Origin of the sequence: Kumtagia ephedrae (assembly GCF_003012745.1) — a bacterium.
GTDB lineage: Bacteria > Pseudomonadota > Alphaproteobacteria > Rhizobiales > Rhizobiaceae > Kumtagia > Kumtagia ephedrae.
Genome location: NZ_PXYK01000029.1, coordinates 25758 through 50093, shown reverse-complemented (window position 1 = coordinate 50093; position 24336 = coordinate 25758). Strand labels below are relative to the sequence as shown.

Genomic DNA, 24336 nt, shown 5'->3' with positions numbered 1-24336 from the left:
TAAATGGCAACAATCGCCACTTTGGAAATGCAAGGGAAACTGATCCCCATCGAGGTGCCCCTCGACCGGGGTGAGAAGGCGTGGCGAGTCCTCTATGGAACACCTGATTTCATAGCATGGCTGGACAACAAGTTGGTGACCCTGAAAACCACAATCATCGGCTGTGAGATCGAACCAATCGAGCAGGTGGACGCGGTTTTCCATGAGTATGTTTCAGGTTTGTATATGCCCCCCGACTCCAGATTCAAAAAACTTTCATGCACGCCCGATCAATTCGTCTGGGAATTCAAGACATTGGACGTCAGAATCTTCGGATGGGTACCTAGGAAAGATCATTTCATATGCACTTTTGGCGATGCCAAGGACACGATTGAGTTAATGCGCAGTTATGGAACCTACATCGCCAAAACGGTTTATGTCAGAACACAGATGGGCCTGCAGCCAACCCATATCGCAAGCGCGGAGTATCACGATGTCTTATCAAATGCGCATTAGCGCTCGTTCGCGCACAGCAGGGCGTTTCATCGCGCGGGTCCACTCTGAGGTACAGAAGGCATTTGTCGCATCTGGGTTGAAGCAGAATGACCTAGCAAAGAAGATGGGCGTTGACCGATCGGTCGTCAACAGGCAGCTTCTAGGCCAGACAAATCTGACGCTGAGATCGATTGCTGATCTGGCGTGGGCGCTAAATACACCAATCTCTTTTTCAATGGGCCATGACGAAGCTCATGACGTGAAAAGAAGTTTTTGCGACGGCGTTTCCGAGACGCAGACCGAGGAGTCTGGGGAGTTGTCGTATATCGGCGCTCGAACGATTACGCCGAACATGGCAAAAGAGCCTGAATATGTTTAAGCCGTACGGCGTCACAATATTTTGTGACGACATAAGAAGTGAGATTGGCGGGAAGCATACTTTTGTTGGAGTGTATGGAGCCAACCTCATAATCACACAATCTAAACCAGTGATTCTCCCGTCGGTTTCGATTGCCGCAACGCTGGTGGTTCCGAATGAATTCAAATTTTCTACAATGGTCTATACACTAAAAAAATACGCCAAGGAAGACGATCTCAATTCTGAAGACTACGATTTGCTCATAGAGCGAAAATGGGAGCCTAAAAACCGATCTGAAATCCCAGGTAAGATTTCAAAACACATCGAAATGGTTTCGATGTCGCCGTTCCCTGTCGAGAATGACTGTCTGTTAGCTTCGCGAGCTTACTTCGACGACCTTGAAATAAAGCTCGGCGTTCTTCCGATCAAATTCCTTGCTGACTCTTCTGGCGCTGCCAATACCCCTTCCAAATCCGGGAAACGGGGTGATTGAGGGCAGCCGCAGTCGTGGCAAGGTACTGTTCGCCATTGCTAATCCGGCGATTGTCCTCACGCCACGCCATTTCCGACGCATAGGCGCTGAGATACTTGCCGCTGATATGATGGTGAATGCCGATCTCCGCGCGGCGAAGGCGGGAGAAAAAGCTTTCCGCCTGATTGGTGCAGGCTTCGTCAGTCGAATACGCCTCTTGATGGTTGATACGCTTCGTCAGGAAGCGGGCGTGTAGCGCATCCCAATGCGTCGCTTCGTCAGCGTACACGGTCGCGTCGTGGCGGACGTGATTGAAGATCACCGGAACTGACACGGCTTCCGACTTAAAAACCAGCGGCATCGTGCGCCCCTGGCGCTCGCGCATGACAACCACGACACGGCGCTTTCCTGTCTGGTTTTCGGCGCGACGGCGGTCCTTACGATCTTCCTTGCGGTTCTCCGGGCGGACGTGACCGCCGAAATAGGCACCATCAACCTCAACGTGGCCTGAAAGCTGTTCCTTGACCATCTGTTCGGCGGCAACGGCCTCGCGCAGCTTGTGCGAAAGAACGAAGGCGGTCTGATAGGCCACGCCTAGGTCGCGGCTCAATTGCAGGGCGGCATATCCCTTCGCCCCGTTGACGAAGATCGCAATGGCTAGGAGATAGTCACGGATGGGAAGCTTACGGCTGGCGAAGATGGTTCCGCTTGTGACGCTGAATTGCTTCTGACACGCCTTGCACTTGAACAGCTTGCGCGTGGTGAAGGTGTAGCACTCAACGCCGCCGCAGATCGGGCAAACCGGCTCACCAGCCGTCTTAACCCACCGAATGAGACGGAAGGTGTCATAGGCTTCCTCGGCGCTCATGCGGGCAACTTTCGCCAGTGTGAGCGTCTTTGCTTGGGAGGAAAGGAGGAAGTGCTGGGCCATCACTATGCCAACAATTTTCGTTGACCTTAGTGATAATGGTTGAAATGCAAGACGTCAACAAAAATCGTTGGTGTTGACGAAAAATGCTTGTTGGGTTATGGCTCATGGCATGACACCGGAACAGTGCCGCGCGGCGCGCGGATGGCTTGATTTATCGCAGTCTGACCTTGCGGAAGCGGCGCACGTCTCGCTTTCGACTGTAAGGGATTTTGAAAAGGGAAGACGCGTTCCAATTGGCAACAATCTGACCGCGATGCGCGCAGCACTTGAAGCAAAAGGGATACAGTTGACGGAAAACGGCTTAATCGGGCCTGTATCGTAGCACAGGCCCGATTTGACGGATTCGGCCGATTCTGCTAAAGATTGTCTAGTTCCCTTCGGTGGAGGCGGGGGGAGTCGAACCCCAGGGGGAGACGCTGCAAATCGTTCCCTGGCACCGGCCTAGCCGCCCCCTCCAAACGGCCCGAGCGCGCCAACGCCCGAGCCGCCGGAACTAAAGGGAAGAACTATCTTCTCATGTACCACCTCCCGGACCGGCTTCACGGTCCTGCATGTTAGGTGAACCCAACAAGTCCGCGAAAGCGCTCCCCTGAGCTTCCTTCGCGGACTTGTTATTTGTGGGCAGGTGGTAGGATGAGGAGCCTTCGTCCTTCGCCAATTGCCCGCGTTTCCACATTCGCCAGCAGATTGAGCTAACGGCCTCGCCTCGCACGATGACACCGTATAGCTGCTCAATCCGCCGGCCGATTTCCTTCGGCTCCAAGGCGACGCCCCCGAAAATGCCGGCCTCGTAGTCGGCATTCTGTAGAACCTTGGTGATCATTTCAGGCATCGTTGCCTTTCGCGCGCTTGGGCGAGCAGTTGCCGGCGGCTTCGGTTGATCTGTCGCGCCAGCCGAAGGCCGCTCTGCACCGGTCAGGCGCGACATAACGCGCTCGGCGGTGGCAAGCTCTACAAGCTCAGCCTCCATCACGGACAACGCATCCTTAAGCCGGGCAATCTCTTGCTCGACTTCACGGCGGCGGTTGAGAATCAAGGTCATGTCGGTCATGCGGGACTCCTAATCCCACATGGCATGGTTGGCAAGCAGTAAGTTATGGGTGGGAGTGAAGGCGCGGGGATGACTTTGCTGTGATCAAATGTGCCGCTTTTGTTCGCGACGTGGAATAAATCCCTGCCTGTGAATCATGAGCATAACTCACACGCCCTATTCGCTGACCTCAACGATTTTAGGTGAGTTTGCTAGATAATGCCGCATTTTCGCGTGGCGGCGCTGGAGGCGGTGGGCGGCTGGGATCCCTACAACGTCACCGAGGATGCCGATCTGGGGCTGCGGCTGGCCCGCTTCGGCTACCGCTGCGAGACGATAAGCCTGCCCACCCTGGAGGACGCGCCGGTCGCCTGGTCGGTGTGGTTGCCGCAGCGCACCCGCTGGTTCAAGGGCTGGCTACAGACCTGGCTCGTCCACATGCGCGACCCCGTCGCCCTCCACCGCGATCTCGGCGTGCGATCGTTCTGCATCGCGCAGATCCTCTATGCCGGGCTGGCGCTCTCGGTGCTGATCCATCCCCTGCTGATCGTCGCGGCGATCTATCTGACCGGGCTTCTGCTGCTTGCGGAGCCGGTGTCCGGATGGCCGGTGCTGCTGTTGACCATGGACGCGCTCAACATCGTCTGCGGCTACCTGTCCTTCCTGCTGCTCGGCTGGCACAGCCTGGGGAAACGGGATCGGCGCGGCTTCTGGAGGATCCTGCTGTTCACGCCGCCCTACTGGATGATGATGTCGTGGGCCGCCTGGCGGGCGGTCTGGCAGCTCTGGCGGCGCCCGCATCACTGGGAAAAGACGCCGCATGTCAGGACCGCCGCATAGCCGGAGCGGGGCAGGCCGCCGGCCTTATCCCCAGCGGTGTCATCGACCCTTTACGCGGGTCGGCTCTCTTTCCGTGCACTTTCGCCCGATTCAGCGATATTGGGTGGCATGATACCGTCGGCGGCGCGGCCCGCGGCGGGAGAGGATCGAGCGACGGTCGATGGCGGAAAACCAAGCGAAGGACGGTCGGCGGCTGGCGCGGCTTGCATGGGGCCGCCTCGGCCAGGCGCGCTGGCTGCTTGCGGCGGGCGTCGCCGCGATCCTGCTGCTGCATGCTGCGGGCGGCGGCTCGCTGCCGCTGGTGCTGGCGGCGATCGCCGCGCTGGTCGCCGTCGCGGCGCTGGTGCCGCGCCGCCTCGCATCCGGCCGGATCGCCGCGGAGACGGCGGGCGCCCGCGCGCCGCTGCCGGAAAACCTCTCGGCGGCGAACCTGGCCGCCGCCGTCGCCGACCCGCTGATCGTCTTCGACGAAAGGGGGGCGGTGGTGCTCGCCAACAGCGCCGCCGCGACGGCCTTCGGCAACATCGAACCCGGCATCCTGCTGCCGCTGAAGTTCCGCGCCCCCGAACTGCAGCAACTGCTCGAGCGCATGCTGTCCGGCGAGGCGCCGTCGATGACCGTCGACCATGTCGAGCGCATCCCGATCGAGCGCGTCTACCGGGTCACGGCGACCGCGGTCGGCAACGGCTCGGGCCTGTTCGTGGTCGTCTTCAAGGACCAGAGCGAGGCGCGCCGCATCGACCGCATGCGCGCCGACTTCATCGCCAATGCCAGCCATGAGCTGCGCACGCCGCTGGCCTCGATCGCCGGCTTCGTCGAGACGCTGCGCGGACCTGCCAGGAACGACGCCGCGGCGCGCGAGCAGTTTCTGCAGATCATGCAGAACCAGACCGCCCGCATGGCGCGCCTGATCGACGATCTGCTGTCGCTGTCGCGGCTGGAGATGAAGGCGCTGTCGGCGGCCGGCGCCAGGGTCGACCTGGTCGGCGTGGTCGAGAACGTCGTGGATACGCTGCGCCCGCTCGCGGCCGACAGCGGCGTGGTCATCGAGAACAAGGTGGGTCCTGGCAGGATCGAGGTCGCCGGCGACCGCGACGAGCTGTTCCAGGTCTTCGAGAACCTGGTGGAGAACGCCTGCAAATACGGCCAGCAGGGCGGCCGCGTGGTGGTGTCGGTCGTCCCCACCGCGGCCGGCGAGGTCGCCATCGAGGTGCGCGACTTCGGCCCGGGCATTCCGGAAGAGCATATTCCCCGCGTCACCGAGCGCTTCTACCGGGTGGACGTCGACAGCAGCCGCGCCCAGAAGGGCACGGGCCTCGGCCTTTCCATCGTCAAGCACATCGTCACCAGGCACCGCGGCCGGCTGGCGATCAGCTCGCGGCTGGGCGAGGGATCGGCCTTCACGGTCCACCTTCCGGCCGAATAGCGCATGTCTCCCGAAAGCGGGCAACGGTTTCGGGATAAAGACATGCGCGAAATCAAGATTCTATGGCACGTCGCGTGAATCCTCTTTCAAGTGACGTGCCATAGGCGGATTCGTCATACTGTAACACGGCTGGTCTAAGGGTCTGGCGGAGTCTACCTTAACGCGTCCGAGCATGTTGCAGAACCATGACCGTCATGCCATCGCATCACATCGTCAGCGCCTATGACGACGAGCTGAAACATCTGACGCGCAAGATCGCCGCCATGGGCGGCCATGCCGAGCGCATGGTCGACCAGGCCGTCTCGGCGCTGGTCCATGCCGACCCGGCCCTGGCACGCAAGGTCATCGCCGACGACCTGTTCCTCGACGAGGCGCAGCGCGACATCGACGACAGGACCATTTTGATGATCGCCCGGCGCCAGCCGCTCGCAGTCGACCTGCGCGAGATCATCGGAGCCATCCGCATCGCCGCCGACCTCGAGCGGGTGGGCGATCTCGGCAAGAACGTCGCCAAGCGCACCATCGCCGTCGCCGACGGTCTCGACCCGACGAGCCCGTTCCGCGGCCTGCAGGCGCTCGCCGACCTGGCGCTGACGCAGCTCAAGGACGTGCTGGACGTCTATGCGACGCGCGCCGTCGACCGCCTGGGGGCGACGCGCGACCGCGACGACCAGATCGACGCCATGTACACCTCGCTGTTCCGCGAACTCCTCACCTACATGATGGAGGATCCGCGCAACATCACGCCCTGCACGCATCTGCTGTTCTGCGCCAAGAACATCGAGCGCATCGGCGACCACGCCACCAACATCGCCGAGACGATCTATTACATCGTCACCGGCGAGCAGCTTCCGGCGAACCGGCCGAAGGAAGACAAGAGCCACCGCGTGCGGATCGGGCCGTCCTGAGCGCTCGCGGCCGCCCGCCTCGCCTTTCCCCAGGGCCGTCGGTGGCGGCCGGCACCTTCTCCAGACACCAGCGATTGCAACCGTGCACATCGAAGGCCTCGACTGACACCCAAAAAGTGTCCACGATGTCTCCGGACGCCCGTCCGCCTTTTCCCGGTCCGGGAGCGAGGCGGCCGGACCCGCCTCGGTTTGTCATGCGCATCGGCCCTGCAACCAGGGGAGGAGGCAGCGCGAGGCATGGGGTGGGTGAAATGACCGGAACTGAAAGCAGGGGAAGACATGCTCGACAAGACACCCACCCACCAGGCCGCGGCCTGGCTCGGCTCCTTCGCCGCGGCGCTCGACAAGGGCGACATCGACACGGCGGCGAGCCGGTTCCTCGACGACTGCTACTGGCGCGACCTGCTGGCCTTCACCTGGAACATCAAGACCTTCGAAGGTCGGCCGGCGATCCGCGACATGCTGGCTGCGACGCTTCCCGCGACCCGTCCGTCGAACTGGCGGATCGCCGGGGAGGCGACGGCGAAAGACGGAACGATCGAGGCATGGTTCACCTTCGAGACCGCGGTGGCGCGCGGCGAAGGCATGCTGCGGCTCCGCGACGGCCGCTGCCGCACCTTCTTCACGGCCGTAGGCGAGCTGAAGGGTTTCGAGGAGCGCAAGGGCCTGGGCCGGCCGCTCGGCGTCACCCACAGGGCCGACCGCAACCGCGAGACCTGGTCGGAGGCCCGCCGGCGCGAGGAAGCGGCGCTCGGCTCCACCGAGCAGCCCTATTGCCTGATCGTCGGCGGCGGCCAGGGTGGCATGGCGCTCGGCGCGCGGCTGAAGCAGCTCGGCGTGCCGGCCATCATCCTGGAGAAGAACGACCGCCCCGGCGATTCCTGGCGCAACCGCTACCGCTCGCTCGTGCTGCACGATCCGGTCTGGTACGACCATCTGCCCTACATGCCCTTTCCCGAGCACTGGCCGGTGTTCACGCCCAAGGACAAGATGGGCGACTGGCTGGAGATGTATGCGCGGGTGATGGAGCTCACCTACTGGACGCGCTCGACCTGCACCGCCGCTTCCTATGACGAGGCCGGGCAAGTGTGGACGGTCACGGTCGACCGCGACGGCGAGCGGGTGACGCTGAAGCCGAAACATCTCGTCTTCGCCACCGGCGCCTACGGCCCGCCGCGCATGATCACAATGCCCGGCGCTGAAGACTTCAAGGGCGAGATCCTGCATTCCAGCCGGTATGCCGACGGCGCGCGCTTCCGCGGCAAGCGCTGCGCGGTGATCGGCGCGGCAAGCTCCGGCCACGACGTCAGCGTCGACCTGTGGGAGGCCGGCGCCGAGGTGACGATGATCCAGCGCTCGCCGACCACCGTGGTGAAGTCGGACACGCTGATGGATCTCGCCTTCGACATCTATTCCGAGGACGCCCTGGCCAAGGGCATCTCCGTCGACAAGGCCGACATGATCGTGGCCTCCATGCCGTTCGCGCTGCTGCCGGAAGGCCAAAAGGCGCTCTACGACCGGATCCGGGCGCGAGACGCCGGCTTCTACGACCGGCTCTCGGCTTCCGGCTTCGCCATCGATTTCGGCGACGACGAGACCGGGCTGATGATGAAGGCCTACCGCACCGGCTCGGGCTACTACATCGACGTCGGCGCCTCGCAGCTCATCATCGACGGCGAGATCGCCGTGCGCAGCGGCGTTTCGATCGAGCGGCTGACGCCGACCGGCATCCTGTTCGACGACGGCAGCGAGCTCGCGGCCGACGCCGTCATCGCCTGCACCGGCTACCAGTCGATGCACGAGACGGTGGCTGAGATCGTGTCGCGCGAGGTGGCCGACGCGGTCGGGCCGTGCTGGGGCCTCGGCTCCGGCGTGCGCGGCGACCCCGGCCCCTGGCAGGGCGAGCCACGCAACATGTGGAAGCCGACGGCGCAGGAGGCGCTGTGGTTCCACGGCGGCAACCTGGCGCTGTCGCGCTTCTATTCGAAATTCGTGGCGCTGCAGCTCAAGGCGCGCATGGAAGGGCTGGAAACGCCGGTGTATGGGGCGCCTGGGTAAGCTGGCCGGGAGCCTCGATAAGGCCCCCTCTCCGTCTCGGGCTACGCCCTCGACACCTCTCCCCCACTCCGTGGGGGCGAGGAACCCAGGCTGGAGAGGCGCCGCCCTCGCGGCAGCGGTTCCTCGCCCCGCAAGGCGGGGGAGAGGTGTCGAGGGCGTAGCCCGAGACGGAGAGGGGGAATGTGCCAAGGTAGGGCAGGACAGAAAGCCATGCCCACAGTCCACGCCGCTCTTACGTTCTCTGCGGCACGGCCGGGCCGTTTTCGGCCGGCTTGTCCTCTTCCATATCCTTGACGATGCCCATGAAGCTGCGCAGGAAACGCTCCATATAGCCCAGCGTCTTGCCGAACTCCTCCTCGGTCGGCAGGGTGGATTCGATCCTGGCAGCGAGCGAGTTCTCCAGCTTCTCCACCCGGGTGCCGAGGGCCGCGAGGTCATCCTGGAGCCGGTCGATCTCGTCCTGGTAGGCCACCCGCTCGTCGGCCGCGAGCTTGCACACCAGCGCCGCTCCTTCCTGCGCGCAGGTCGACATCTCGCCGGTCTCACGGTCCATGCGCACGAAACCGTCGCCGGATTTTTCCAGCACGTAGCGGCCGTCCTGGGCGAGCGCGGCGGTCGAGGCGAGCGCGGCAAGCAGCAAGGCGGCGGGGATGGCATAAAGGCGCATGGCGACCTCCGTCGGATTCACCGCGGAAAACTGCCACAAGTTTACGCCGGAATTACGAAGAAGGCGCGCCTCTTCCCTTTTCGCCCGGCGCCGTTCGGCCTATAGCGCGCTCATGCACCAGACCATCTACAAGATCAGTCCGAGATCGCTGTGGGCCGAGGCCGAGCGGCGGGGCGTCTTCACCGGCGCGCCGGTCGACGTCGCCGATGGCTTCATCCACTTCTCCACCGCCGCGCAGGCGGCCGAGACCGCGCGGCGGCACTTTGCCGGGCAGGACGATCTTCTCCTGGTCGCGGTCGATGCGGCGCGGCTGGGCGAGGCGCTGATATACGAGGTGTCGCGCGGCGGCGACCTGTTCCCGCATCTCTACGGCCCGCTCGACCTTTCCGCGGTCAGATGGGTCAAGCCGCTGCCGCTCGGCGCGAACGGCCACGTCTTTCCGGACCTCGGCGCATGACCGGTCTGTTCGAGCAGGTCGGCCGGCGGCTGCTGTTCGGCCTCGACCCGGAAACCGCGCACGACCTGTCGATCAAGGCGCTGCGATGCGGCCTGCCTCTGCCCAAGCCGCCCGCCGACCCGCGCCTGGCCGTGCGTATGGGCGCCCTCGCATTTCCGAATCCGCTCGGCATGGCGGCCGGCTACGACAAGAACGGCGAGATCCCCGACGCGCTGCTTTCGCTTGGCTTCGGTTTCGCCGAAATCGGCTCGATCACGCCGCGGCCGCAGGCCGGCAACCCCAAACCGCGCATCTTCAGGCTGACGCGCGACGCCGCGGTGATCAACCGGCTCGGCTTCAACAATGAGGGCCACGCGCGCTGCGCGGAGCGCCTTGCCGCCCGGCAGGGACGAACCGGCATCGTCGGCGTTAACATCGGCGCCAACAAGGACAGCACCGACCGCATCGCCGATTACGAGGCTGGCGTGCGGCTGTTCGCGCCGCTCGCCACCTATCTGACGGTCAACATCTCCTCGCCCAACACGCCGGGCCTGCGCAACATGCAGGCGCGCGGCGAGCTTGCCGAATTGCTGGGGCGGGTGGCGGCGGCGCGGCAGGCGCTCAGCCGCGACACGCCGATCTTCCTGAAGATCGCCCCCGACCTGACCGAGGCGGAACTGGAGGACATAGCCGCCGAGCTTTCGGCGCATCCGATCGAGGGACTGATCGTCTCCAACACGACGCTGTCGCGCTACGGGCTGCAGGACGCGACGCTTACCCGGGAAGCCGGCGGCCTGTCGGGCAAGCCGCTGTTCGCGCGCTCTACGATCGTGCTCGCCAAGATGCGGCGACTGCTCGGCCCCAAGGCGGCGATCATCGGTGTCGGCGGTGTCGATTCGGCGGAAACGGCGCTGGAAAAAATCCGCGCCGGCGCCGACCTCGTCCAGCTCTACACGGGCCTGATCTATGGCGGGCCGGCGCTGCCGGGACGCATCCTGCGCGGCATGAGCGCCGTGTTGGACCGGGAAGGCATCCCGTCGGTCGCGGTGCTGCGCGATACCCGCATGGAGCACTGGGCGGGCAAGGCTATCTGACTCTCAGCATATGCGGGCGCGCCGCGCGCCAGCAACTCAGGCCGCTGGGCGGCGGGCACGAACCGCAGGATTGCGCGGCATCGGCATCTGCCGCTAGCTTGCGCACGCCGTGAGCAGCAAGGCCGTCGATGTCCAAGCCGAGACTGCCGTGGCAGGCATCGCGGTCGGAGGGGCACATGCACCAGCAGGACAGCGCCTCGACGGAGGCGAGCCGGAAGACGATCCTCGTCGTCGGCACGAACGCGGGGCAGGCCGACCTGATCCGCTACATGCGCACGCGCGGGTGGAGGGTGCTCGCCTGCTCGAAACTGGCGGACGAACCGGGCCGGGAACTCTGCGACGAATTCTTCCAGGTGGACGTGAGGGATGTGGAGCGCGTCGTCGCGCTTGCCCGCGCCCAGGACGTCGATCTGGTCTATTCGGTGTCTTCCGATACGACAAACGGAACCGCCGTAAAGGTCTCCGAGGCACTCGGCCTGCCGCACTTCCATTCCTCCGAGCTCATCCGGATCCTCGACAACAAACATAAGCTGCGCGAGATTCTGAACGAGCACGGGATCAGCGTCGTCAAGTTCAGGCACGCCGCGACGCTTGAGGATGCCAGTGGCTGGAGCCACTATCCGTGCTTCGTCAAGCCCGATGCGTCGCAGGGCCAGCGCGGCATCTCAAAGGTCGACCGGCGCGAGGATCTGGAGGCGGCGTTCCAGGCCGCAAAGGCGGTCGGCGGCGCAAATTCGTCGGTCATCATCGAGGAATTTCTCGCCGGTATCGAAATCCCGTTCAATGTCCTGGTGAAGGATGGAGGGATCGTCTTCTGCGAGCCCAACGAGCGTTTGTTCATCAGCGAGGCGTTCATCGGTCTCGCCGGCGGACACGTTCACCCGTGCTACAACGTGCCCGCCGAGCAGCAGCAGGCCGCGCACGAGCTGGTGCGCGCCTTGATCGAGCTTCTGCATATCAAGGACGGTCCGCTCTACGTCCAGGTCATGGTCACGAAGGACGGCCCGAAGGTGGTCGAGATCGGCCCGCGCGTCGACGGAGGGCACCTGTGGCGGCTTTTCGCCGCCGCCGGCCATCCCGACTACATCGACCTTACGATGCGCGTCCTCCTGCGGGAGCCGCTTCCCCTTCCACGTCCACGCAACGGCGAAGCGCCCCGATGCGAACTGATCTTCTACCGTGCCCCCACCGGATCCCTATTCGCTGCGGCCAACCACCCCATTCCCAAAGACGCGCTCTACAGCGAGTACCGCTACCATGATGGCGAGGTCATCAAGCCGGTCAACGGCAAGTTCGAAGTCGTCGGCTATTATGTCCGCGCCGTCGATACAGAAGAATCGGCAAAATATGCGGCCAATGTGCGATAATCCCGCCGGGCATCAGTCGGAATCAGTCGGTTGCACGGAAGGAAAGCCGAAGGCGCCTCTTGTCCCTCATCCTTACGGAAAATCGCTTAGGGATGCTCCCACCATGAGCCTCCACATCGTCAGCCATCCCGACTACGACGCCAACTTCCCGGCCGACCATCGCTTTCCCATGGGCAAGTACCGCGCGCTGGTCGAGCGGCTGGAGGCTACCGGTCTGCTCGCCCGCTCGATTCATGTGGAGCCCCGACCTGCCGAGGAAGCGGCGCTGAAGAGGGCGCATGACCCGGCCTATGTCGACCAGGTGCTGGCGGCTCGGGTGCCGGAAAAGATCGAGCGCGAGATCGGCTTTCCAGTCAGCGAACGCGTGGCGCGGCGTGCCCGCCGTGCCGCCGGTGGCACGGTCTTCGCCGCGCGCCTGGCGCTGGCACATGGCATCGCCTGCAATGCCGCCGGCGGCAGCCATCATGCGCGGCGCGCGCATGGCGCCGGCTTCTGCACCTTCAACGACGTCGCCGTGGCGACGCTCGACCTGCTTGCCGACCGGCCGCAGGCGAAAATCCTGGTGGTCGACCTCGACGTCCACCAGGGCGACGGCACCGCCGACATTTTTCGCGGCGAGCCGCGGGTGTTCACCGTCTCCATGCATGCCGAGAAGAACTATCCGGTACGCAAGATCGCCTCGAGCCTCGACGTCGCGCTGCCCGACGGTATCGGCGACGCCCAGTATCTCCAGCATCTGGCGGCGGCGCTTGCCAGGATCGATACCGCTGCCGCGTGGGACGTCGTGTTCTACAATGCAGGGGTCGACCCGCATGCGGAGGACCGGCTCGGCCGGCTGTCGCTGTCGGATGACGGTCTGCGCCAGCGCGACCGCATGGTCGTCGCGCGCTTCCGGGCGCTCGGCGTTCCCGTCTGCGGCGTCATCGGCGGCGGATATTCGCGCGACATCGCCGCGCTCGCGGCGCGTCACGCCATCCTGTTCGAGGTGGCGGCCGAGTTCGCCTGATCGCAGGCGCCTCGGCTGTCCTGTCCAAGACTATCGCCGGCCTCAGCTGCGACGGCCGCCCTACCGCCGGTAGCTCAGCAGGCGGAGGATGACGAAGGCGGGGATGACGATCGCCGCACCCAGCAGCAGGTAGCCGAAGAAGCGGTCGACGGTGGCGAAGCCGAGATTCCAGATGCGCAGCAGTGTGTCGCGTACCCAGTCCAGCACGTCGAGCGGCGACCAGCCGAAGGCGCTCATGACGACGCCGACGAGGAAGGACACCACCAGCAGCTTCAGGAACACGCGCAGCGGCGTGTCGCCGAGGAATTTTGTCAGGCTGGACACGATTCGCCTCCTTGCATGAAGCACCGCATAGGCGCTGACGCCGGCTACTTCAAGGCCGCAGTCGCCGCGGAAAGCCCGTCAAAGCCGATTGCGGAAGCGCGGCCGGCCGTGTTATCGAGGCTGCCGCGCGGGTATGATGTAATGGTAGCCTGTCAGCTTCCCAAGCTGAACGCGCGGGTTCGATTCCCGCTACCCGCTCCACCGCTTGCCGCTCCTCCCAAGCCATGATTTGACGGTGTCACGCGCGAGGCCGGCGATGCAGAACCGTGTGGCAGCAGTTCCATTCAGGTCATGAAGTGAAGATCGTCGCCTTTCGGCCAAGCGACTTTTCGCGCCCCTGAAGGAGCTTCCCAGACCCTTCTTTTGTCGACGCACGGCATCAATTCGTCCCCGGCGGGGTCCAGCCAGCGTTGCGCAGGCCCGCGACCAGCGCGTTGACGATCTCGTCGGTTGCGTGGTGCCGCCGGTAGGCGGCGGCGGGATCACTCCCCAACAGGGGCGATATTTCAGCCATCCTGGCAAGCGCCTCGTGCGCGCCGGCATCATTGCCGAGCGCGCCATGTGCTATTGCGATGAAGGACCAGCTTATGCCGGAGCCGTCAACGGCGCTTCGCTTGGCCGCATCGAGCATTTCCGCGTACCTGCCGTGCAGGTAGTGGTCGACTGCAACAAGGTGAAAATACCAGCCGGGCGCGTTGACCGTCCGATCGATCGCCTGCTGGAGATAGGGAATTCCCTCCTCGAACTTGCCGCGCACCGCCATCCTCCAGCCGAGCTGCGCCAGCGTATCCGGATCGTTGGGATTGAGCGCCAGGGCCCGTCGCTGGATGACCTCCCCTTCGTCGTAGCTGCCCATGTAATGGTTGATCGAGGCGAGCGCCTTGAGCGCGAGCACGTTCGTGCCGTCGAGCGCAACGGCATGCGACGCGGCGTCGAGGGCGCGGCCGTAGGAAAGCGTGGCACTCCCCTCCGGATTGAGATCGAACCGTCCCTGATCCAGATACAGCCATCCAAGCATGGCCCAGGCTTCCGCATAGTCGGGATCGCTTTTCACGGCGGCTTCGAGGCACGCCAGCACTGGTGCGTGAAGCGCCGTCGCGAAGCTTCGCCGGTAGGCATAGGCGCGAAGCACGCATTCGTAGCTCGACATGCTCGGTTCGAACCCCGCGGGCAAGGCGCTGGTGATCTCCGTTCTGAGAATGCCATAGGGCTGCCCCAGCGCGGTGGATATCGCCGCGCCGATTTCGCTCTGAACCGAAAGGAGAGTGCCCGGGCTCGGCGACCGGTCGAACTGTTCCGCCCAGGCGATCCTGCCGGAGTCCACGTGAACCAGTTGGGCGCCGATCATCATGCGGGATGCCGCCGCCTTGACGCTGCCGGTCAGCACGAACGACGCACCCGCGCGGTCTCCCGCCCCTACCGGATCGTCGAGCGTGCCTTGCCCGGTCGGCAGATACAGCAAGATATCGGGGAAGCGCCTGAGATCGGCCATGAGCTGCTCGGAAATTCCGGCGGCCAGGAATGCGGCGTCGGAGCTTTCGCCATAAACCTTGAAGGGCAGCATCAACAGCGCCGAGCCGCGAGGCTGGCTGGCGGCACTATCGCGCCAGCCGGCGAAGTGCACATAAGCGGCGCTTGCAACGAGCATCAGACCGGCAGCAACCGCGCAGACGGCCGGCCAGCGGCCATTTCCGGAAAACCGTCCTGCGGTCTCGGCGCCGGCGATGGGCCCTGACGCGGGCTGATCCGTGGCGACGGTCGGCCCTCCGTCCGAAAGGCTCTCCAGGGGTCCCGGCGCTTCGGATTGCGCCAGCTGAACATCGGGAGCGTAGTTCCCCGTGGGGATGGAGATGCGCAGGGGATTTCCACGACCTGCCGCCACGTAGTAGCCGTCCAGATCCCGCCGCAGCCGCCGAGCCTCGAGGCGTACGACCGGATCCGACTGGGCGTCGAAGTCTTCGCCTCGCCGGAACACCGCCACGCCGATCGTATAGCCTTTGAGTTCGTGGCCTCGGCCGGCGAGCAGTTCCTCGACCAGAAAGACCAGCATTTCCCGGCGCCGCGCCGATGCCTTGAAATCCGGGCTGCCCAGTATTCGGGATAATTCTTCGCGAACTCTATCCGGCGAAACATGGCCGCCACGATCGGTCGAGAAGATTTTACGGACCGAATTCATACGGACACGCCGACATCTGCTTGGCGACAGAACTGGAAATCCTTACGCCAGATTCGGCTGCGGGCAAAGCCCCGCGGCTACCGTTCGTACCTGTTCGCACCTTCCTCTTGTGACGCGTCCGCGTGAGGGTGCGTTGCATTCAGACGACCAGAAACCATTGAAGGTCTTGCTGGATGTTCGACCTGGCGCCGGTTCTACGCCATTTCGCGGGCCACGAATTCGAAATACGCCGCCGCTGCGCATCCGACCCGGCGTTCAGCGCGATCTGCGAGGACTATGCGGCCGCCGCGACAGCGCTGGAACGTTGGAAGGGCGACCGCAGGAAGGCACAAGATTACCGCCAGCTGTTGCTCGAACTGGAGGACGAAATCCGTGAACACCTTCGGAAGCCGATGGGATCGACTGCCAGGTCGGACTGAGGAACGCGCGACCCTCGGGTCGGACGTAGCGCGGAGCATCGCACCTGCGCTGCCGAAGCCGATGCTGCGGACGAGGTTGGCACAAGCTGCATGGCACTGCTTCGAAAAGCGAACGCAAGATCGACGGAAGGAAGGAAAGGGCGTCGTGCCGACATCCGACCTTTCGCCGGCACGAGCAGAGAGGAACCCATTAATGACCGTCAAGACCTTGTTAAACAGCGTCTTCGCCATGGCCGCGCTGGGCATTGGCATGACATTGCCTGCATCGGCGCAGGAGCAACAGGCTCAGGGGCAGCAGCAAAAGCCGAACATCCTGTTCATCGTCTCCGACGATACCGGGTACGGCGATACCGGGCCATATCTGGGCGGCGAGACGCGCGGCATGCCGACGCCGAACATCGACCAGCTGGCGAAGGACGGCATGATGTTCACCTCGTTCTACGCGCAGCCGAGTTGCACGCCCGGCCGCGCCGCCATGCAGACCGGGCGCATACCCAACCGCAGCGGCATGACCACCGTGGCCTTCCAGGGCCAGGGCGGCGGTCTGCCGGCCGCCGAATGGACGCTTGGGTCGGTTCTCAAGACGGCGGGCTATCGCACCTATTTCACAGGCAAATGGCATCTTGGCGAGGACGACTACGCGATGCCGAACGCCCAGGGCTACGACGTGATGAAATATGTCGGCCTCTATCACCTCAACGCCTACACCTACGCCGACGATACCTGGTTCCCGGGCATGGACCCGGAACTGCGCAAGATGTTCAAGGAGGTCACCAAGGGCTCGTTGTCCGGCAAGGCCGGCGAGAAGCCGACCGAGGACTTCAAGATCAACGGCCAGTACGTGGATACGCCGGACAAGGGCGTGGTCGGCATTCCCTACTTCGACGGCTATGTCGAGAAGGCGGCGATCGAGTTTCTCGAAGAGGCCGCGAAAGCGCCCAACGAGCCTTTCTACATCAACGTCAACTTCATGAAGGTCCACCAACCCAACCTGCCGCATCCGGATTTTCAGGGTAAGTCGATCTCCAAGTCGAAATACGCGGACTCCGTTGTCGAACTCGACGCCCGCATCGGCAACATCCTGAAGAAGCTCGACGATCTCGGCCTGCGCGACAACACGGTCGTGTTCTGGACGACCGACAACGGCGCCTGGCAGGACGTCTATCCCGATGCCGGCTACACCCCGTTCCGCGGCACCAAGGGAACCGTTCGCGAAGGGGGCAACCGGGTCCCGGCGGTCGTGCGCTGGCCGGGCAAGGTCGAGGCAAACACCAAAAGCGCTGCCATCGTCGGCGGCCTGGACCTCATGGCGAGCTTCGCGTCCGTAGCGGGGGTAGACCTGCCCAAGGAGGATCGCGAGGGCAAGCCGATCATCTTCGACAGCTACGACATGACCCCGGTCTGGACCGGCACCGGCCCGTCGGAACGCAAGGCCTGGTTCTATTTCACCGAGAACGAGCTGACGCCCGGTGCGGCCCGGGTCGGCAACTACAAGGCCGTCTTCAATCTGCGCGGCGATGACGGCGCGGCCACCGGCGGCCTGGCCGTCGACAGCAATCTCGGGTGGAAGGGCGCGGAAAGCTATGTCGCCACGGTGCCTCAGGTATTCGACATTCTCGCCGACCCGCAGGAGCGTTACGACATCTTCATGAACAACTTCACCGAGAGCACGTGGTACACGCCGGTGATCAATGAAGAACTCACCAACCTGATGAAGACCTACGTGCAATACCCGCCCCGCAAGCTGCAGAGCGAGAGCTATTCCGGACCGATCACCCTGACACAGTACCAGCGGTTCCAATACATCCGCGACGAACTGGCCAAGGACGGCTTCAAGATCGGGATGCCGTCCGGGAACTGAGTGCTGCAAGTGCGGTCGCCGGGCACCGCCCCGGCGATCGAACCTCGCAACGGAGACGATCGATGTTCGATGCTGGGCGAATGGTTAGAACACTTGCGGCCATGACGGTGCTGGCGCTGGCATCCGTCCTGCCAACGGCAGCGCAAGACCTGCCGTCGTGGAACGACGGCGCGGCGAAGAAGAGCATCGTCGACTTCGTCACCGCGGTGACGACGCAGGGAGGGAGCGATTTCGTGGAGCCCGCCGACCGCATCGCCGTCTTCGACAATGACGGCACGCTGTGGAGCGAACAGCCGATGTATGTGCAGTTGGCCTTCGTCCTCGACCGGGTGAAGGCGCTGGCGCCCGAGCATCCGGAATGGAAGGACACCGAGCCCTTCAAGTCGGTGCTGGCCGGAGACATGAAGGGCGTCGCGGCGGCGGGCATGAAGGGCCTGGTCGAGATTGTCGCCGCGACCCATTCCGGCATGACCAGCGACGAGTTCTCGCGGATCGCGACGGACTGGATCGCCTCGGCGAAACATCCGACGACGGGAAAACCCTACACCTCGATGATCTATCAGCCGATGCGCGAACTCGTCTCCTATCTCAAGGACAACGGCTTCAAGGTCTTCATCGTATCGGGCGGCGGCATCGAGTTCATGCGGCCCTGGACCGAGCGGGTCTACTCCATCCCTGCGGAGAACGTGGTCGGCTCGTCGATCAAGACGAAGTACGAAATGCGCGACGGCAAGCCGGCCGTCGTCCGGCTTCCGGAAATCGACTTCATCGACGACGAGGCAGGCAAGCCGGTCGGCATCGCCAAGTTCATCGGCAAGCGGCCGATCGCCGCCTTCGGCAATTCGGACGGCGACTTCCAGATGCTGGAATGGACGACGGCCGGTGACGGCCGCCGCTTCGGCCTGATCGTGCACCACGACGACGGGGAGCGTGAGGTCGCCTACGACCGCGACTCGCATTTCGGCAAGCTCGCCAAGGGCCTCGACGAAGGTCCGAAGCGCGGCTGGACCATCGTCAGCATGAAGAACGACTGGAAGCAGGTATTTCCGGAATAGATTGTTTTCCGGCGGTCACCTAGGTTTGTGTTGAGGTTCAGGTCAAGGCGAGTCGAAATGGCGGATGTCGAGAACCGGAACGGAGTGTGTGTTCTGGTACATGAATGAGTACTGGAAGCGCAGAAAGGCGCGATTTGCAGTCCGCCATGGCCTGAATATCAACAGATCCTAAGACGGGAGACAGCAATTTGCGTGCATTGGCCTTCTTGTCTGCAATCGCTGCCTTCGGACTGGCCGTCCCGTTCGTCGTCGCCGGCGACGGCGACTTTGTCCGGCTCGACGGCGGCACGTTCGCCATGGGATCGCAGAAGCACTATCCGGAGGAGAAGCATACCCGAAAGGTGACGGTCGGTCCCTTCGAGATCAAGAAGACCGAGGTGACCAATGCCGAGTTCGCCGCCTTCATCGAGGCGACCGGCTACGTCACGACTGCCGAAAAGGACCTCGATCCGGAAAAGTACCCCGACATGCCGGCCGAGCTGCTCAAGGCCGGGTCGATGGTCTTCGCGCAGCCGGCCGGACAGGTGGACATCAGCGATCTGACCAACTGGTGGCGTTATGTGCCTGGCGCCGACTGGCGCCATCCGAACGGACCGGGCAGCGGCATCAAGGGGCTGGAAAACCATCCGGTGGTGCAGGTGTCGCCGGAAGACGCGGCGGCCTATGCCGAATGGGCCGGCGGCCGCCTGCCGACGGAAGCGGAATGGGAGTTTGCCGCCCGGGGCGGGCTGGACGGCGCCGACTATGTCTGGGGCGACGACTACGATCCGTCGCAGGGCTGGAAGGCCAATACGTGGCAGGGCCTGTTCCCCGCTGTCGATGAAGCCGCGGACGGCCACCACGGCACCGCGCCGGTCGGCTCCTATCCGGCCAACGGGTATGGGCTCAGCGACATGGCGGGCAACGTGTGGGAGCACGTCTCGGACTGGTGGCTGCCGGGCCATCCGGCGCGGGATGAGGCCGACCCGACTGGCCCGCCGGAGGCGATCGCCGCCAGCTTCGCCGATGAGGCCGTTGGCGCCCTGCATGTGGCCAAGGGCGGCTCATGGCTCTGCGCGCCGTCCTACTGCCTGCGCTATCGCCCTGCCGCCAGACAACGCGCGGAACGCAGCCTCGGCACCAACCATATCGGCTTCCGGATCGTCAGGGATGTTGATGAGGAGAATTAGCTGCCGACAGATGCCCGGAATTGAGTCAATCTGGGCGGGCAATACTTGTGACTTCGAAGTCCGATTCGAGATCCTTTGCAGGAGACTGGACAGATCATGATGAAGCTGAGCCGGATATTGGTTCTCGCGGCATCGATCATGGCTTTGGCCGACAGGACTCCCGCCTCCGCCCAGGATGCGGACCTGGCCAAGCAGCTCTCCAATCCGATCGCCTCGCTGATCAGCGTGCCGTTCCAGTTCAACTACGATTCCGGCTACGGTCCCAATGACGGCGACCGGGTGACGATGAACATCCAGCCGGTCGTTCCGATCTCGCTCAACGAGGACTGGAACCTGATCTCGCGGACCATCGTGCCGGTGATCTGGCAGGAGGACGTCGCCGGCCCGTCCGGCACCCAGTTCGGGCTTGGCGACACCGTGCAGAGCCTGTTCTTCTCGCCCAAGGCGCCGGGCCCGGGGGGCATCATCTGGGGCGCCGGCCCCGTCATCATGCTGCCGACCGGCACCGATCCGTTGCTCGGCGGCGAAAAATGGGGCGCCGGGCCCACCGCCGTGGTGCTGAAGCAGTCGGGTCCCTGGACCTATGGCATCCTCGCCAATCACATCTGGTCGTTTGCCGGCGACGACGCGCGTGCGGACGTGAGTTCCACCTTCCTGCAGCCCTTCATCTCCTACACGACTGCGGACGCCTGGACCTTCGCGCTCAACACCGAGTCGACCTACGACTGGGAAAGCGAATCCTGGTCGGTGCCGGTCAACTTCATGGTCAGCAAGCTGGTGAAGTTCGGCGAGCAGCCGGTCAGCCTGGGGGCAGGCATCCGCTACTGGGCCGAAAGCCCCGAGGCCGGACCGGACGGTTTTGGCGTGCGCGCCTCGGTTACCTTCCTGTTTCCAAAGAAATGAAGGCGAGATTTCGCGAATGAAAGCAGATAGTTTCGCTCCCGTGCATGGCTATCAAGGTGGGACGCAGAATGAAGATGTTTAGCCGGCTTGAAACTGTTCTTACGCTCGGTCTCCTGGCGGCCGTCCCTGCCCAGGCCGCGGACGTTCCGATACCGATGTCGCCCGAGCAAGTCGAAGCGGAGGCGGATGGCTGGACCTTCGCCGTCAGCCCGTATTTCTGGGCGGCCGGCCTTTCCGGCGACATCGCCCAGTTCGGCCTGCCGGCAACCATCCATATCGACGCGGATTTCGGCGACATATTCAACAATCTCGACTTCGCCGCGATGGCGATCGGCGAGGCCCGCTACGACCGCTTCTCGATCTTCGGCGACGTCATGTACACGAAGCTGACGGTCGGTTCCGGAACGCCGAGGGGCATCGTTGCCGACAGCGTCGACGTCACCTCGGAGACGTTCGCCGGCCTGGTCGGCGCCGGCTATTCGCTGTTCAAGGACGACCGCAGTTATTTCGACGTGGTCGCCGGCGCGCGGGTCTGGAGCGTCAACACGGAAATCTCGGTGAACGGCGGCCTGCTCGACGGCGCCGACGTCAGCGACGGTGAAACCTGGGTCGACGGGCTGGCCGGCATTCGCGCCAGATACGCCTTCACCGACGCCATCTACGTGACCGGCTGGGGGCTGGTCGGCGCCGGCCAGGCCGATCTCGACTGGGATGTGGCGGCCGCCCTCGGCTACAAGTTCAACGACACCTTCTCCGCCGTCGCCGGCTACCGCGCGCTCGGCGTGGACTACAGCAAGGACGGTTTCGTCTTCGACGCCGTCCAGCAGGGCCCGATCATGGGCCTCGTCGTGCATTTCTAAAGGACTGTGAACAGCGGGAGGTCACCGATATGAGTAGCAAGAGCACCCGAAGACTTGGCCTCGCCGTTGCGGCCACGCTTGCCTCCATCCTGTTGGCAACCGCCGGTCCGACATCCGCCCTTGCCCAGGAGCAGGCAGCCGCGGCCGATCCGGGCGCGGCCGCCACGCAGGCGCCGGAGCCGCTCAGCGCCGACGAACTGGAGGTTCTGGTGGCGCGCATCGCGCTCTATCCGGACGAATTGATCGCGGTGGTCACCGCGGCCTCGCTCTATCCGCTGCAGATCGTCGAGGCGTCGCGCTATCTCGACGACTACGCCAAGGACAAGAGCCTGAAGCCGAAGGAAAGCTGGGACGGCAGCGTCATCTCGCTGCTCAACTATCCCGAGGTCGTTAAGATGATGAGCGACGACCTCGAATGGACGCAGGCGCTCGGCGACGCCATCGCCTACCAGCAGAAGGACGTGCTGATCGCCATCCAGCAGCTGCGCGAGGAGGCGGTGGCGAAGGACATCATCAAGACCGACGACAAGGTCAAGGTGGAGACGCAGGGCGACAACATCGTCATCCAGCCGGCGAACCCGGAAGTCGTCTATGTGCCGCGCTACGAGCCTGAGATGCTCTACGAGCCGGACTATGTGGCGGCGCCGATCGCCTACTATCCCGATCCCTATCCCACCTACTGGTATCCGGGCGCGACGTTCTTCGCCGCGGCGGTGACCGGCGCGGTGTGGGCCGCCGCCGTCGACTGGGACGACTGGGACGTGTGGGGCGGCCACTGGGACGGCAACGACATCGACATCGACTGCGACCATTGCTTCAACAATCGGGACTTCGACGGCAAGATCAACTTCAATGACATCGACTGGAAGAATGTCGACCGCTCGAAGCTCAATTTCGACCGGGATCAACTGAACAAGTTCGACCGCACCAACATCAAGAACCGCGTGGAGGCCAATCGCGGCAATTCGATCCGCGACCGCGCGGCCGACATCAAGCGCAGCCATCCGGGCAACAACGCGGCCCGCCACGCCAAGGCCCATGACATCCGCAAGAGCACGCTGGACGGTCTGAAGAACCGGCCGGGCGGCGACCAGATCCGCCGTCCGGATGGCCAGCGGCCGACAGCACGCCCGGCCGGCGACCGGCGCGCGGCGGCGCGTCCGAATGCCGATCGCCGACCCGCCAACATCCACCGCCCGGCCGGCAAGCCGAAGATGGGTCACAAGGTCGATCACAGGCCGCAGCACCACCCGGCGCTGGGAAACGTCGATCGCGGCAAGATATCGAGAGTCCATTCCAACCGCGGCCGCCAGGCCATGGGGGGCGGGCACCGCGGTGGTGGACGGGCCATTCACCACGGCGGCGGCGGACGCCAGCTGCATCGCGGCGGCGGAGGAGGAAGACACATGGGCGGCGGACATCACGGCGGCCGCAGGCGTTGAGAAGAGCGAGGAGGAAACCATGAACACCACCCTTCACAACATGCTCCGCACGCTCTCCATGGCCGCGCTTATGGCGGGGCTCGCAACGGGTCTGCCGGCGGCGACATCGGCGCAGGAACAAGCCCCGGCGGATCAGGCGGCGGCAGGCGCGGCAAGCGAGGCTGAAGACCCAGGCATCTTCGCCTTCGAATCGGAACAAGACCCGCCGCTGTTCGACAATGCGGAGGCCGCGATCGATGCTTTCAAGAAGACCTTGGCCGACGATGACTTCGACGGACTGGCGAAGCTGCTCGGCCTCGATGCCGCCAAGCTAAGAAGCGCGGACGGTGTGATGGACACGTTCGCGCAGATCCGCGAGGGCGCGGCGAAAACACTGGTGGTCGCCGATATCGACAACGGAAAAAGCCTGCAGATCGGCGAAAAGCTCTGGCCGTTTCCGTTTCCGCTGCTGAAGGGCGACGACGACGGCAAATGGGCGTTCGATACCCAGGCCGGTCTGGAGGAGATCGTCAACCGGCGCGTCGGCGAGAACGAGCTTGAGGTGCTGGCGGCGATGCTGGCCTATGTCGAGGCGCAGAACGACTACGCCATGGAAGACCGCGACGCCGATGGCGTGGAGGAGTTCGCGCAAAAACTGATCAGCAGCGAGGGCGCGACCGACGGCCTCTACTGGCCGGCCGACGAGGTGAACGGCGAAAGCCCGGCGGGCGACCTCAGCCAGGCGGAGCTGACCGACGCCGCCGAGGGCGACGGCTACTTCGGCTATCGCTTCAAGATCCTCACCGGCCAGGGCGACAATATCGCCGGCGGCGCCTACGACTACGTCATCAACGGCAACATGATCGGCGGCTTCGCCCTGGTCGCCTGGCCGGTCAAATATGCCGAAACGGGCGTGCACACCTTCGCGGTCAACCAGCAGGGCATCGTCTACGAGGCCGATCTCGGTCCCGCGACCGAGGCGATCGTCAAATATATCGACCGCTTCAACCCGGACGACAGCTGGAGCGTCACCGCCGACTGAGGAAGAGCCGATGCCCCTCCTATCCGATACGGTCCCAAT

At 64.1% G+C, this 24336-nt stretch carries 25 protein-coding genes and 1 tRNA gene; 21 read left to right on the top strand and 5 right to left on the bottom strand.

What is annotated here, in order from left to right; genetic code table 11:
- Positions 1-3 precede the first annotated feature (3 nt).
- Genes C7I84_RS29815 through C7I84_RS29810 form a run of 3 tightly spaced genes read left to right on the top strand, consistent with a single transcriptional unit; the run spans position 4 to position 1325 of the window.
- On the top strand, positions 4-495 hold the full coding sequence (locus tag C7I84_RS29815) for a hypothetical protein (protein ID WP_133170147.1): 492 nt from the start codon (positions 4-6) through the stop codon (positions 493-495).
- Positions 473-853 (top strand): helix-turn-helix domain-containing protein, encoded by a 381-nt coding sequence (locus tag C7I84_RS24000; RefSeq protein WP_165816194.1) that lies wholly within the window; start codon positions 473-475, stop codon positions 851-853. Before C7I84_RS29815 ends, C7I84_RS24000 begins: the two co-directional genes overlap by 23 nt.
- A complete protein-coding gene (locus tag C7I84_RS29810) occupies positions 846-1325 on the top strand; it encodes a hypothetical protein (protein WP_133170146.1) in 480 nt (159 codons plus the stop codon). The genes C7I84_RS24000 and C7I84_RS29810 overlap by 8 nt, the downstream gene beginning before the upstream one ends.
- Here the strand turns inward: C7I84_RS29810 and C7I84_RS23995 are convergent.
- Positions 1258-2235: an IS1595 family transposase gene (locus C7I84_RS23995; protein WP_106774746.1), complete on the bottom strand. Its 978-nt coding sequence runs from the start codon at positions 2233-2235 to the stop codon at positions 1258-1260. The two genes, C7I84_RS29810 and C7I84_RS23995, sit on opposite strands and share 68 nt — an antisense overlap.
- Positions 2236-2332: 97 nt before the next feature.
- Between C7I84_RS23995 and C7I84_RS23990 the strand changes: the two genes are divergently transcribed.
- Positions 2333-2557: a helix-turn-helix domain-containing protein gene (locus C7I84_RS23990; protein ID WP_342587180.1), complete on the top strand. Its 225-nt coding sequence runs from the start codon at positions 2333-2335 to the stop codon at positions 2555-2557.
- A 192-nt stretch (positions 2558-2749) separates the two neighbouring features.
- On the opposite strand, the gene C7I84_RS23985 is transcribed toward C7I84_RS23990, so the two are convergent.
- Positions 2750-3286: a hypothetical protein gene (locus tag C7I84_RS23985; RefSeq protein ID WP_106774745.1), complete on the bottom strand. Its 537-nt coding sequence runs from the start codon at positions 3284-3286 to the stop codon at positions 2750-2752.
- A 198-nt stretch (positions 3287-3484) separates the two neighbouring features.
- Between C7I84_RS23985 and C7I84_RS23980 the strand changes: the two genes are divergently transcribed.
- The 4 genes from C7I84_RS23980 to C7I84_RS23965 all read left to right on the top strand — a co-directional run bounded on the left by C7I84_RS23980 (position 3485) and on the right by C7I84_RS23965 (position 8497).
- Positions 3485-4105 (top strand): glycosyltransferase family 2 protein, encoded by a 621-nt coding sequence (locus C7I84_RS23980; protein WP_106774744.1) that lies wholly within the window; start codon positions 3485-3487, stop codon positions 4103-4105.
- A 160-nt stretch (positions 4106-4265) separates the two neighbouring features.
- On the top strand, positions 4266-5531 hold the full coding sequence (locus C7I84_RS23975; protein ID WP_106774743.1) for an ATP-binding protein: 1266 nt from the start codon (positions 4266-4268) through the stop codon (positions 5529-5531).
- Between the two features lie 194 nt (positions 5532-5725).
- Positions 5726-6439, top strand: coding sequence for a phosphate signaling complex protein PhoU (gene phoU / locus C7I84_RS23970; protein ID WP_106774775.1), 714 nt, complete (start codon positions 5726-5728; stop codon positions 6437-6439).
- A gap of 279 nt (positions 6440-6718) precedes the next feature.
- Positions 6719-8497 carry an NAD(P)/FAD-dependent oxidoreductase gene (locus C7I84_RS23965; protein ID WP_106774742.1) on the top strand — a complete coding sequence of 593 codons (1779 nt, stop codon included), beginning with the start codon at positions 6719-6721 and terminating at the stop codon, positions 8495-8497.
- A 232-nt stretch (positions 8498-8729) separates the two neighbouring features.
- Here the strand turns inward: C7I84_RS23965 and C7I84_RS23960 are convergent, their stop codons facing one another.
- On the bottom strand, positions 8730-9164 hold the full coding sequence (locus C7I84_RS23960) for a hypothetical protein (RefSeq protein WP_106774774.1): 435 nt from the start codon (positions 9162-9164) through the stop codon (positions 8730-8732).
- Between the two features lie 112 nt (positions 9165-9276).
- On the opposite strand from C7I84_RS23960, the gene C7I84_RS23955 reads away from it, so the two are divergent.
- The 4 genes from C7I84_RS23955 (at position 9277) to C7I84_RS23940 (ending at position 13067) form a co-directional block, all read left to right on the top strand.
- A complete protein-coding gene (locus tag C7I84_RS23955) occupies positions 9277-9621 on the top strand; it encodes a DUF952 domain-containing protein (RefSeq protein ID WP_106774741.1) in 345 nt (114 codons plus the stop codon).
- Positions 9618-10694, top strand: coding sequence for a quinone-dependent dihydroorotate dehydrogenase (locus C7I84_RS23950; protein WP_106774740.1), 1077 nt, complete (start codon positions 9618-9620; stop codon positions 10692-10694). Before C7I84_RS23955 ends, C7I84_RS23950 begins: the two co-directional genes overlap by 4 nt.
- Positions 10695-10870: 176 nt before the next feature.
- Positions 10871-12061, top strand: coding sequence for an ATP-grasp domain-containing protein (locus C7I84_RS23945; RefSeq protein ID WP_165816193.1), 1191 nt, complete (start codon positions 10871-10873; stop codon positions 12059-12061).
- Between the two features lie 103 nt (positions 12062-12164).
- Entirely contained in the window at positions 12165-13067 is a 903-nt protein-coding gene (locus C7I84_RS23940) for a histone deacetylase family protein (RefSeq protein ID WP_106774738.1), read from the top strand.
- 60 nt (positions 13068-13127) lie between these two features.
- Here C7I84_RS23940 and C7I84_RS23935 read toward each other — a convergent pair whose 3' ends face one another.
- Positions 13128-13391 (bottom strand): DUF6460 domain-containing protein, encoded by a 264-nt coding sequence (locus C7I84_RS23935; protein WP_106774737.1) that lies wholly within the window; start codon positions 13389-13391, stop codon positions 13128-13130.
- A gap of 127 nt (positions 13392-13518) precedes the next feature.
- Here C7I84_RS23935 and C7I84_RS23930 point away from each other — a divergent pair.
- Positions 13519-13592, top strand: a tRNA-Gly gene (locus C7I84_RS23930).
- A gap of 178 nt (positions 13593-13770) precedes the next feature.
- On the opposite strand, the gene C7I84_RS23925 is transcribed toward C7I84_RS23930, so the two are convergent.
- Entirely contained in the window at positions 13771-15567 is a 1797-nt protein-coding gene (locus C7I84_RS23925; RefSeq protein WP_120785129.1) for a tetratricopeptide repeat protein, read from the bottom strand.
- 173 nt (positions 15568-15740) lie between these two features.
- Between C7I84_RS23925 and C7I84_RS23920 the strand changes: the two genes are divergently transcribed.
- The 8 genes from C7I84_RS23920 to C7I84_RS23885 all read left to right on the top strand — a co-directional run bounded on the left by C7I84_RS23920 (position 15741) and on the right by C7I84_RS23885 (position 24297).
- On the top strand, positions 15741-15986 hold the full coding sequence (locus C7I84_RS23920; RefSeq protein ID WP_106774735.1) for a hypothetical protein: 246 nt from the start codon (positions 15741-15743) through the stop codon (positions 15984-15986).
- 250 nt (positions 15987-16236) lie between these two features.
- Positions 16237-17847 carry an arylsulfatase gene (locus tag C7I84_RS23915; protein ID WP_245428590.1) on the top strand — a complete coding sequence of 537 codons (1611 nt, stop codon included), beginning with the start codon at positions 16237-16239 and terminating at the stop codon, positions 17845-17847.
- A gap of 80 nt (positions 17848-17927) precedes the next feature.
- Positions 17928-18902, top strand: a complete 975-nt coding sequence (locus C7I84_RS23910) for an HAD family hydrolase (protein WP_106774734.1) — start codon at positions 17928-17930, stop codon at positions 18900-18902.
- A 206-nt stretch (positions 18903-19108) separates the two neighbouring features.
- Positions 19109-20071 (top strand): formylglycine-generating enzyme family protein, encoded by a 963-nt coding sequence (locus tag C7I84_RS23905; protein WP_245428587.1) that lies wholly within the window; start codon positions 19109-19111, stop codon positions 20069-20071.
- Positions 20072-20209: 138 nt separating this feature from the next.
- Positions 20210-20974: a hypothetical protein gene (locus C7I84_RS23900; RefSeq protein ID WP_106774771.1), complete on the top strand. Its 765-nt coding sequence runs from the start codon at positions 20210-20212 to the stop codon at positions 20972-20974.
- Between the two features lie 68 nt (positions 20975-21042).
- Complete coding sequence (locus C7I84_RS23895) at positions 21043-21834, top strand: DUF481 domain-containing protein (RefSeq protein WP_425351391.1); 792 nt, start codon at positions 21043-21045, stop codon at positions 21832-21834.
- Positions 21835-21863: 29 nt separating this feature from the next.
- Positions 21864-23276, top strand: a complete 1413-nt coding sequence (locus tag C7I84_RS23890; RefSeq protein WP_106774732.1) for a DUF3300 domain-containing protein — start codon at positions 21864-21866, stop codon at positions 23274-23276.
- A gap of 19 nt (positions 23277-23295) precedes the next feature.
- Positions 23296-24297: a DUF2950 domain-containing protein gene (locus tag C7I84_RS23885; RefSeq protein ID WP_106774770.1), complete on the top strand. Its 1002-nt coding sequence runs from the start codon at positions 23296-23298 to the stop codon at positions 24295-24297.
- Positions 24298-24336 lie beyond the last annotated feature (39 nt).